The sequence below is a fragment of the Variovorax sp. 20P10.2.4 genome (assembly GCF_058244205.1).
In genome coordinates, this window is sequence record NZ_JBZAYE010000279.1 from 1 (window position 1) to 9,111 (window position 9,111).

At 68.9% G+C, this 9,111-nt stretch carries 10 protein-coding genes; 6 read left to right on the forward strand and 4 right to left on the reverse strand.

The window, feature by feature from the left end; genetic code table 11:
* The coding region (locus AC27VN_RS23270) for an amidase family protein (RefSeq protein WP_490878042.1) at window positions 1–955 on the reverse strand (955 nt) is incomplete at its 3' end.
* Between the two features lie 235 nt (window positions 956–1,190).
* Here AC27VN_RS23270 and AC27VN_RS23275 point away from each other — a divergent pair.
* A complete protein-coding gene (locus AC27VN_RS23275; protein ID WP_490878043.1) occupies window positions 1,191–1,454 on the forward strand; it encodes a type II toxin-antitoxin system Phd/YefM family antitoxin in 264 nt (87 codons plus the stop codon).
* On the forward strand, window positions 1,451–1,876 hold the full coding sequence (locus tag AC27VN_RS23280) for a type II toxin-antitoxin system VapC family toxin (RefSeq protein ID WP_490878044.1): 426 nt from the start codon (window positions 1,451–1,453) through the stop codon (window positions 1,874–1,876). Before AC27VN_RS23275 ends, AC27VN_RS23280 begins: the two co-directional genes overlap by 4 nt.
* A gap of 17 nt (window positions 1,877–1,893) precedes the next feature.
* Here AC27VN_RS23280 and AC27VN_RS23285 read toward each other — a convergent pair whose 3' ends face one another.
* Window positions 1,894–3,408: a tripartite tricarboxylate transporter permease gene (locus AC27VN_RS23285; protein WP_490878045.1), complete on the reverse strand. Its 1,515-nt coding sequence runs from the start codon at window positions 3,406–3,408 to the stop codon at window positions 1,894–1,896.
* Between the two features lie 11 nt (window positions 3,409–3,419).
* Window positions 3,420–3,905, reverse strand: coding sequence for a tripartite tricarboxylate transporter TctB family protein (locus AC27VN_RS23290; protein ID WP_490878046.1), 486 nt, complete (start codon window positions 3,903–3,905; stop codon window positions 3,420–3,422).
* 236 nt (window positions 3,906–4,141) lie between these two features.
* Between AC27VN_RS23290 and AC27VN_RS23295 the strand changes: the two genes are divergently transcribed.
* Window positions 4,142–4,558, forward strand: a complete 417-nt coding sequence (locus AC27VN_RS23295; RefSeq protein WP_093346839.1) for a MarR family winged helix-turn-helix transcriptional regulator — start codon at window positions 4,142–4,144, stop codon at window positions 4,556–4,558.
* A 217-nt stretch (window positions 4,559–4,775) separates the two neighbouring features.
* Window positions 4,776–5,078 carry a hypothetical protein gene (locus AC27VN_RS23300; RefSeq protein ID WP_431514473.1) on the forward strand — a complete coding sequence of 101 codons (303 nt, stop codon included), beginning with the start codon at window positions 4,776–4,778 and terminating at the stop codon, window positions 5,076–5,078.
* Between the two features lie 12 nt (window positions 5,079–5,090).
* Here the strand turns inward: AC27VN_RS23300 and AC27VN_RS23305 are convergent, their stop codons facing one another.
* Window positions 5,091–6,299, reverse strand: a complete 1,209-nt coding sequence (locus AC27VN_RS23305; protein WP_208510703.1) for an ABC transporter substrate-binding protein — start codon at window positions 6,297–6,299, stop codon at window positions 5,091–5,093.
* Between the two features lie 203 nt (window positions 6,300–6,502).
* Here AC27VN_RS23305 and AC27VN_RS23310 point away from each other — a divergent pair, with 203 nt between their 5' ends.
* A complete protein-coding gene (locus tag AC27VN_RS23310) occupies window positions 6,503–7,720 on the forward strand; it encodes a cytochrome P450 (RefSeq protein WP_490878047.1) in 1,218 nt (405 codons plus the stop codon).
* Window positions 7,717–8,937 (forward strand): CaiB/BaiF CoA transferase family protein, encoded by a 1,221-nt coding sequence (locus AC27VN_RS23315; protein ID WP_490878048.1) that lies wholly within the window; start codon window positions 7,717–7,719, stop codon window positions 8,935–8,937. Before AC27VN_RS23310 ends, AC27VN_RS23315 begins: the two co-directional genes overlap by 4 nt.
* The last annotated feature ends 174 nt before the right edge of the window (window positions 8,938–9,111 follow it).

Sequence of the window (9,111 nt, forward strand, 5' to 3'; positions counted from 1 at the left end):
CGCCGAGCCAGCCGTGGCTGTCGATCAGCGCCTGCACGAGGTGCAGGCTCTTCACCTCGCGCTCCACGACCGTCGCGCCCGCGGCGCGCAGCCAGCGCATCCGCGCCCGCAGGTTCTCGCGCACCGCCGTCGTGACGCGCTCGCTGTCGAGGATGGTGGGGTCGACAACGAAGGTCTGCTGCGCCAGGGTGCGGCGGGCTGCGTCGAAGCCGCCGGCGAGCAGTTCGCGTGCTTCGTCGCCGCGGCCGCCCTGGAGCACCGCATCCATGGCGATGCAATCGGCCACCGAGTGCGCCAGCGGCCCGACGGTGTCGAGCGACGGGGCGAGCGCGAACACGCCCGTCATCGCATGGCGCCGCCTGCTGGCCCGGTAGCCGACCAGCCCGTTGAACGATGCCGGAACGCGCACCGAGCCGGCGGTGTCGGTGCCGATGCCGATCGGCGCGATGTCGAGCGCGACGGCCAGCGCGGCCCCCGAGGACGATCCGCCCGGTGCCCTGGCACGCGTGCCGAGGGCCGGGTTCACCGGCGTGCCGAAGAACGGATTCAGGCCCAGCCCCGAATAGGCGAACTCGCTCAGGTTGGTCTTGCCGATGCAGACCATGCCGGCCGCCTCGGCATGCGCCACCAGCGTGGCATCGGCCTTCGCCGGTTCGGCCCGTGCAAGCAAGGCCGAGCCGGCCGTGGTCGGTGTGCCGCGGATGTCGAACAGGTCCTTCCAGGTCAGCGGCACGCCGTCCATCGGGCCGAGCGGCGTGCCGGCCCGCCAGCGCGCGGTGGCCCGTTCGGCCTGCGCGAGGGCCCGCGACACGGTGAGCTGCGTGAACACGCCGCGCGCGGTCTGCGCACGCGCCAGACAGCGCTCGGCGACCTGCGTGGGCGTGAGCTCGCGCCGGGCGTAGGCGGCGACCAAGGCATCGGCCGTCGTTGCTTGATGTGCTTCGTCGAAGTTCATGATTCGTTTGTTTTGTACTTTGTTGTCAAAGTACATTTCAAGCGGATCGTAGGTGCTTTTGACGTGCCTGCCTTAGGCGTTAATGCTTATTGACGCGTGGACTCGATCCTTGGATTACGCGGGCGCGAGCGCTTGGCTTGACGCAAGTTAGCAACGTAGCTAACATCCTCCTCGAAGGCGACAACGGCGCAATGCACATTGCATGGCGGGTTCCGCCTCATCGAAAGGACGCACCATGGGACACGCACAGATCAAGACGGTCTCCAGCCGCGAGTTCGTGCATAACGTCAGCGCCGCCCGGCGCGTGGTGAGCGAGGGCGGCACGGTCATCATCACCGACCGCGGCGAGCCGACCCAGGCGCTCATTCCGATCGCCGAATACCGCCGCCTCACGAAGACCGACAAGAACCTGGTCGAGCTGCTGCGCATGCCCGAAGCCGACGCCTTCGACCTGGACGTCGAGCCGATCCGCATCGGCGCCAAGGACGTCGACGCATGATGTGGCTGCTGGACACCAACGTCGTTTCCGAGGTCCGCAAGAGCAGTTGTCATCCGAACGTGCAGACCTGGATGGCCGCGCACGCCACCGGGGACATGTACCTGTCCGCCGTCAGCGTGCTGGAGATCCAGCGCGGCATCAGCCAGGCCGCGCAGCGCGGCGACGAGCTGCAGGCCAGCGTGTTCAACCGCTGGCTCGAGACCCTGGTGCTGCCCGCCTTTGCCGGCCGGATCCTGCCCGTCGACCACGTGGTGGCCCGACGCGCCGCCACCCTCGCGTGGGCCGATGGCCGCAACTACCGCGATCCCCTGATCGCCGCGACGGCACTGGTGCACGGTGCCACGGTGGTGACGCGCAACATCAAGCACTTCGAGGCATCCGGGGTTCCGCTGCTGAACCCATGGGACGAAGCGCCGGCATAGCCGGACGATGATCGCGCTCACCCCTCCTCGACGAACGCCTCTTCCCGCTTCGAGCGCACCGCGGGCGACAGCACGATCACCAGCAGCAGCACCGCGCCGATCAGCAGCCCGGCCGAGATCGGCCGTGTCGCGAACACGCTCCAGTCGCCGCGCGACAGCAGCAGCGCGCGGCGCAAGTTCTCCTCCATCATCGGCCCGAGGATCAGGCCCAGCAGCAGCGGCGCAGGCTCGCAGCCCAGCTTCAGGAAGGCATAGCCGACGATGCCGAAGAAGCCCACCATCCAGACGTCGAAGGTGTTGTTGTTGGTCGAGTACACGCCGATGGCGCAGAACAGCACGATGGCCGGGAACAGCCAGCGGTAGGGGATCGACAGCAACTTGATCCAGATGCCGATCATCGGCAGGTTCAGCACGATCAGCATCAGGTTGCCGATCCACATCGAGGCGATCAGGCCCCAGAACAGCTCGGGGTTGCTGGTCATCACCTGCGGGCCCGGCTGGATGTTGTGGATGGTCATCGCACCGACCATCAGCGCCATCACCGGATTGCCCGGGATGCCGAGCGTCAGCAACGGGATGAACGAGGTCTGGGCACCGGCGTTGTTGGCCGACTCGGGACCGGCCACGCCGCGGATGTTGCCCTTGCCGAACGGAATCTCGCCCGGCTTGAGGCTGAGCTTCTTCTCGAGCGTGTAGGAGGCGAAGGCCGACAGCAGCGAGCCGCCGCCGGGCAGGATGCCCAGCGAGCAGCCGAGCGCCGTGCCGCGCAGCACGGCGGGGATCATGTTGCGGAAGTCCTCCTTCGTGGGCATGAGGCCGTGCAGCTTCGCCGTGAAGACCTGGCGCTCCTCCTCGGGCTGCGAGAGGTTCGCGATGATCTCGCCATAGCCGAAGATGCCCATCGCGATGGCGATGAAGCTGATGCCGTCGGTGAGCTCTGGAATGTCGAAGCTGAAGCGCGCCACGCCCGAGTTCACGTCGGTGCCCACCAGGCCCAGCAGCAAGCCCAGCATGATCATGCAGATGGCCTTGATCAGCGAACCCGAGGCCAGCACGACGGCGCCGATCAGGCCCAGCACCATCAGCGAGAAGTACTCGGCCGGGCCGAACTTGAAGGCCAACTCGGTCAGCGGCGGCGCGAAGGCGGCCAGGATCAGCGTACCGACGCAGCCCGCGAAGAACGAACCCAGGCCCGCCGCGGCGAGCGCGGGCCCGCCCCGGCCCTGCCTCGCCATCTGGTGGCCGTCGATCACGGTCACCACCGAGGATGACTCCCCTGGCAGGTTCACAAGGATCGCGGTGGTCGAGCCACCGTACTGCGACCCGTAGTAGATGCCCGCCAGCATGATGAGCGCGGCCACGGGCGGCAACGCGTAGGTCGCGGGCAGCAGCATCGCGATGGTCGCGACCGGCCCGATGCCGGGCAGCACGCCGATCAACGTGCCGAGCAGGCAGCCGATGAAGGCGTAGACGAGGTTCTGCAGCGTGAAGGCCGCCGCGAAGCCGATGGAGAGGTTGTTGATCAGGTCCATGGCGCTCGTCCTCAGCTGATGAAGGTGGGCCAGACCTGGAATTGCAGGCTCAGGCCGACGATGAAGGTGAGGTAGCTGCCGATCGCGAGGATGGTGCCGAGGATCAGCGCGGTGCGCATCGAGAAGCGCGGCCCCGCGACGCTCGCGACGGCGACCAGCGCGTAGATCGCCGCGATCAGGCCCATGGCCGGCACGCCCCAGGTCGGCAGGCCGCCGAGCAGCACGCCGAACACCAGGTTCGCGCCGATGATCAGCAGCAGGGGCTTCCAGGCGATGCGCCCGACGGGTTCGCCGCCGGCCGCGCCGAAGCGCAGCGAGCCCGCCAGCACGACGGCGCCGCCGATCGCCAGCAGGATGCCCAGCACGAGCGGGAAGTACCCTGGGCCCATGCGCGCCCCGCTGCCGATGGTGTAGTGGGTGGCGCCGATCGCGAAGGCCGCGCCGACGCAGATGAACATGACTCCAGACAGAAAGTCCTTCTGGCTCTTGATCTTCATGGGTGAGGAGGAGGGAACGCCGCGACCGCCCGCGCCGAAGGACGGGAGGGGACGAAGCGGGGGTTTGTCGACAGCCAACGCCGGGGCGTTCGCGCGGAAGGATCGGACGCTGCCTCTTGGTCAGCTTCAGATCAGTTGCATCATGCTATGACATGTTTTATGTCACAGCATGAGTGATTACCCTCTGGGCCCGCGCGACGGCTGATACATTCCTTTCTCCTTCGCCGAACCCGCCCATGTCGACCTCCTCCGGCCCGGCCCAGAAGCAGCGCTTCGAGGCCCTCTCCAATTTCCGCCACACGCTGCGCAGCTTCCTGCGCTTCAGCGAGGACGCCGCGCGCGAGCAAGGCATCACGGCGCTGCAGTACCAGCTGCTGCTTCACACCCAGGGTTTTCCGGACCGCGACTGGGCCTCGATCGGCGAGCTGGCCGAACGGCTGCAGGCGCAGCCGCATGGCGTGGTGGCGCTGGTGTCGCGCTGCGAGGAAGCGGGCCTGGTCGTGCGCAAGCCCAGCACCGTCGATCGCCGGCAGGTGGAAGTGCACCTGCTGCCCGCGGGCCGCAAGAAGCTCGCGCGCCTCGCGACCGCGCATGCCGACCAGCTCGCGACCTTGGCCGAGGTGGTGCGTCTCGCGAGCAGCCTGCGCGACTGATAAGGTGTGAATGAACCTGCTGCGCGCCCCGATCTCGCATCTGCGGTCCTCGCCGTACGTCAGTACGGCTCCGGTCCTCGACGCGACCTCGGGGCGCTCGCGACGGTTCCTTCACACCTTCTGAGCCCGCGGGTCGGGCATCCGCAACGGCCGGCATCGTGCGCGGGCCGGTCGTTAAAATCCGCGACTTTCCTTCAATCCCCTCTTTCGTCTCCCCATGCGCCTTCGCCTCCCCGCACGCTCCGCCCTCCTCCTGTGTTCGCTGCTCGCCACTTTCGCCGTTCGAGCGGAGCCCGCCGATGCGATGGAGATGGCCGAGCGCTATGCGGACGCCGAGCACTGCATGGAGCAGATCGTCGGCAAGCGCTGGGAGATGCGCTATGGCGTCGAGCTCGCGCGCAACCAGTGGGGCGCGCTCGAGCCCACGGGCCGCTCGATGGACAGCGCGCCACAGGCGATCCGCATGGCCGACATGAGCTGCCGGCGCGAACTCAGCATCGAGCGCCAGCCGCGGCCCTGAGGCCGCGCGCGTTCAGCGCTCGATGGTGATCAGTTCCGTCATCGGCTTCCACGACTTGCCATCGAACTGCGCGAGCCGCGCCTGCCGGATCGGGTAGTAGTCGTCGGCGCGGAAGTTGATCTTCATGCCGGGCAGCAGCATGCCGAGCTCGATGTCCTTCAGCCCCTGCACCTGCTTGAGGAAGTTCTCGCGCGTGAGGTTGTCGCCGCAGCGCTCGAGCACCAGCGCCGTGAGCTGCGCGCCCATGTAGGTGTAGACCGAGGTGGTGTCGCCCGGATCGTCGTTGGGCAGGTACTTCTTGAAGAAGGCCAGGTACTCCTGCATCGCCTTGTCGTTGTTCCAGGTCGGATCCGACGGCGTCTTGAACCAGTAGCTCGACACCAGCCCCACCGAGTTGTCGAGGCCGGCCGGGGTCAGCACGCCGCTGATCGAGCTCGACACGTAGGGCACGATGTAGAACGGCTTCCAGCCGATCGCCGCCGCCTTGCGGATCGCCTGCGCCTGCGCCTTGTTCGAGGTGAAGGCCACCAGCACCTCGGCGCCCGAGGCCTGCAGCTGCAGGATCTGCGAGTCGACGGTCGGGTCGCTCATCTCCTGGCTCACCTCCTTCACGATGTTCGACTGCTTCGCGCCCAGCGCCTTGCGGAAACCGCGCATGTACGACTTGCCCACGTCGTCGTTCTGGTAGAGCACGCCGATCTTCGCGTTGGGCTTGGCCTCGACCAGGTACTTGCCGTAGATCGAGCCCTCGATGTCGTAGGCGAAGGAGAAGGGCACGGTCCACGGCGTCGTGGCGGAGTCGTGCAGGTTCGGGCTCGAGGCATAGAAGAACACCTGCGGCACCTTCTTGCCGTTGAGGTACTTCTGCACCGAGGTCTGCGAGGCCGTGCCCATGGAATTGACCAGCGCCAGCACCTGGTCGGACTCGACCAGCTTGCGCGTGCCCTCCACGGTCTTGGGCGGGCTGTAGGCATCGTCGACCGACAGCAGGTTGATCTTGCGTCCGTTGACCCCGCCCCTGGTCTCGTTGAGCATCTTGAAGTAGGCCACCGACATGCGGCCCACCATCGAATAGGCCGAGCCGGGACCGCTGTAGGCCACGGTCTGGCCGAGCTTGATCTCGGTGTCGCTGGCACCGGGGCCGTAGGTCTTCTGGGCCTGTGCCGTCGCCGCGGTCGCGAAGGCGGTGCAGGCCACGAGGGCTAGCAGGGAAGCGCGCATGTGTGTGTCTCCTGGTTCCGGGGATGGTCGTTCTTCGAGCCGGCGCGAGTACATCAAGCGGCGCGCTTGGCGTCTGTCCCCTTGCCGGGGACGCAAGCGCTCGACGGGCCCGCGATGGGCTCGCGCCGTCCCCGTCAAGGGGACTGACGCGCGGCGGACGGCCATCGAGACTCGATGCATTCCCCCACGCCAGGAGCCCCTGCATGACCACCACCGCCGAACCCGTCGCGCTGCGCGACGCGCCCGTGCTGGACATCGACCCGTACGCGATCGAGGTGCTGCTCGATCCCTATCCGTTCCACGAGGCTCTGCGCGAAGCCGGTCCCGTGGCCTACATCGCGCCGCACGGCATCTATGCCGTGGGCCGCCACGCCGAGGCCAAGACGGTGCTGGCCGACCACACGCGCTTCACCAACGCGGGCGGCATCGGCATCCAGGACATCCGCAAGCCCGGCGAGTTCCGCATCCCGAGCCGGCTGCTCGAGGCCGACCCGCCCGACCACACGAAGATCCGCTCGGTGGTCACGCGGCTGCTGTCGCCGCTCGTGATCCGGCGCTGGAAGGAAGGCTTCGAGCGCAAGGCCGAGTCGCTGGTCGAACGACTGCTCGACCAGCGCGAGTTCGATGGCGTGGAGGACTGCGCCGAGCGCTTCGTGCTCGAGGCCTTTCCGGCCGCGGTGGGCGTGCGCCTGCCGCGCACCGAGACCCTGGCCATCGGCGAGATGCGCTTCAACCAGAGCGGCCCGCGCAACGCGCTCTACGAACGCGCGATGCAAGCCGCGCAACCCTATCTCGCATGGTTCGAACAGAGCGTGTCGCGCCAGGGCGTGATTCCCGACTCGATCGCCGAGCTGCTGTTCCGCGCCGAGGACGCGGGCGAGCTCGACGAGGGCATCGCCTCGAACGTGGTGCGCAGCTTCGTGGGCGGCGGCACCGACTCGACCATCGCCGGCATCGGCTTCACGCTGCACCAGCTCGCGAAGAACCCGGCGCAGTGGGAGCGCGTGCGCGGCGAGCCGGCCAAGGTCAAGGCCGCGTTCGAGGAAGGCATCCGCCACGAGACGCCGTTCCAGGTCACCTACCGCACCACGCGCGGCGAGACCGAGCTCTCGGGCGTGCGCCTGGCCCCCGACACCAAGATCGGCGTGTTCATGGGCGCGGCCAACCGCGACCCGCGCCAGTTCCCCGAGCCCGAGCGCTTCGACGTCGACCGCCCCGCGCTCGCGGGCAGCCACGTGGCGCTGGGCAACGGCATCCATGCCTGCATCGGCCAGATGCTCGCGCGCCAGGAATCGGAAGCGCTGATCGGCGCGCTGAGCCGCCGCGTGGCGCGCATGGAACTCACGGCGCCGGCCAGCTACCGGCCGATCAACCAGATGCGCACGCTCGACCGGCTGCCGATGCGCATCGTGCCGGCATGACGGCAGCGAGCGAAGCGCGCGGTCCGCTCGCGGGCCTCAAGGTGCTCGAGATGGGCCAGCTGATCGCGGGCCCCTTCGCCGCCAAGACGCTCGGCGACTTCGGTGCCGAGGTCATCAAGATCGAGCCCCCTGGCGCCGGCGATCCGCTGCGCAAGTGGCGGCTGCTGAAGGACGGCACCTCGGTCTGGTGGCAGGTGCAGTCGCGCAACAAGCGCTCGATCGCGCTCGACCTCAAGGACAGCGAGGCGCAGGCCATCGTGCGCCGGCTCGCCGCCGAATCGGACGTGCTGATCGAGAACTTCCGCCCCGGCGCGCTCGAGGGCTGGGGGCTCGGTCCCGAGGCGCTGCTCGAGACCAATCCGCGGCTGATCGTGCTGCGCGTGAGCGGCTACGGCCAGACCGGCCCCTACCGCGACCGCCCCGGCTTCGGCGTGGTGGCCGAGGCCATGGGCGGGCTGCGCCATCTCACGGCCGAACCGGGCCGGGTGCCGGTGCGCGTGGGCATCTCGCTGGGCGACACGCTGGCCGCGCTGCATGGCGTGATCGGCATCCTGATGGCGCTGCAGGAGCGCCAGCGCTCGGGCCGCGGCCAGGTGATCGACGTGGCGCTCTACGAGGCGGTGTTCAACTGCATGGAAAGCCTGCTGCCCGAGTACAGCGCCTTCGGCGCGGTGCGCGGCGCGGCCGGCAGTGCCCTGCCCGGCATCGCGCCGAGCAACGCCTACCGCTGCGGCGACGGCGGCTATGCGCTGATCGCGGGCAACGGCGACAGCATCTTCCGCCGGCTCATGGCCACGATCGAGCGACCCGATCTCGCGGCCGATCCGGCGCTGGCCGACAACGCCGGCCGCGTGGCGCGCGTGGCGGAACTCGATGCCGCCATCGGCGCCTGGACCGTGCAACGCGACGTGGCCGAGGTGCTCGCGCGGCTCGACGAGGCCTCGGTGCCGGCCGGCCGCATCTACTCGGTGGCGGACATCGCGGCCGATCCGCACTACCTCGCGCGCGGCATGCTGCAGACCATCGACACCGGCGATGGCGATGCGCTGCAGGTGCCGGGCATCGTGCCCAAGCTCTCGCGCACGCCCGGTGCGCAGCGGCGCAACGCACCGCGCCTCGGGCAGGACACCGACGCGGTGCTCGCCGAGATCGGCCTCACGCCCGCGCAGATCGCCGAGCTCAAGCGGCGCGGCGTCGTCGCGGGCAGCGAGGCATGAGCACGATGCGCGCCGCCTTCTACACGCGGCAGGGCGAAGCGGTCGAGGTGATCCGCGTCGGCGAGCAGCCGCGGCCCGAGCCCGGCCCGGGCGAAGTGCGGGTGCGGCTTCGCACTTCGGGCGTGAACCCCTCCGACTGGAAGATGCGGCGCGGCGGCGGCGGCCGCGCGCTGG

Bases quoted from the DNA above. Each gene is read 5' to 3' on its own strand.
- AC27VN_RS23275 (WP_490878043.1), top strand. From the start codon at position 1,191: ATGGGACACGCACAGATCAAGACGGTCTCCAGCCGCGAGTTCGTGCAT.
- AC27VN_RS23280 (WP_490878044.1), top strand. From the start codon at position 1,451: ATGATGTGGCTGCTGGACACCAACGTCGTTTCCGAGGTCCGCAAGAGC.
- AC27VN_RS23285 (WP_490878045.1), bottom strand. From the start codon at position 3,408: ATGGACCTGATCAACAACCTCTCCATCGGCTTCGCGGCGGCCTTCACG.
- AC27VN_RS23290 (WP_490878046.1), bottom strand. From the start codon at position 3,905: ATGAAGATCAAGAGCCAGAAGGACTTTCTGTCTGGAGTCATGTTCATC.
- AC27VN_RS23295 (WP_093346839.1), top strand. From the start codon at position 4,142: ATGTCGACCTCCTCCGGCCCGGCCCAGAAGCAGCGCTTCGAGGCCCTC.
- AC27VN_RS23300 (WP_431514473.1), top strand. From the start codon at position 4,776: ATGCGCCTTCGCCTCCCCGCACGCTCCGCCCTCCTCCTGTGTTCGCTG.
- AC27VN_RS23305 (WP_208510703.1), bottom strand. From the start codon at position 6,299: ATGCGCGCTTCCCTGCTAGCCCTCGTGGCCTGCACCGCCTTCGCGACC.
- AC27VN_RS23310 (WP_490878047.1), top strand. From the start codon at position 6,503: ATGACCACCACCGCCGAACCCGTCGCGCTGCGCGACGCGCCCGTGCTG.
- AC27VN_RS23315 (WP_490878048.1), top strand. From the start codon at position 7,717: ATGACGGCAGCGAGCGAAGCGCGCGGTCCGCTCGCGGGCCTCAAGGTG.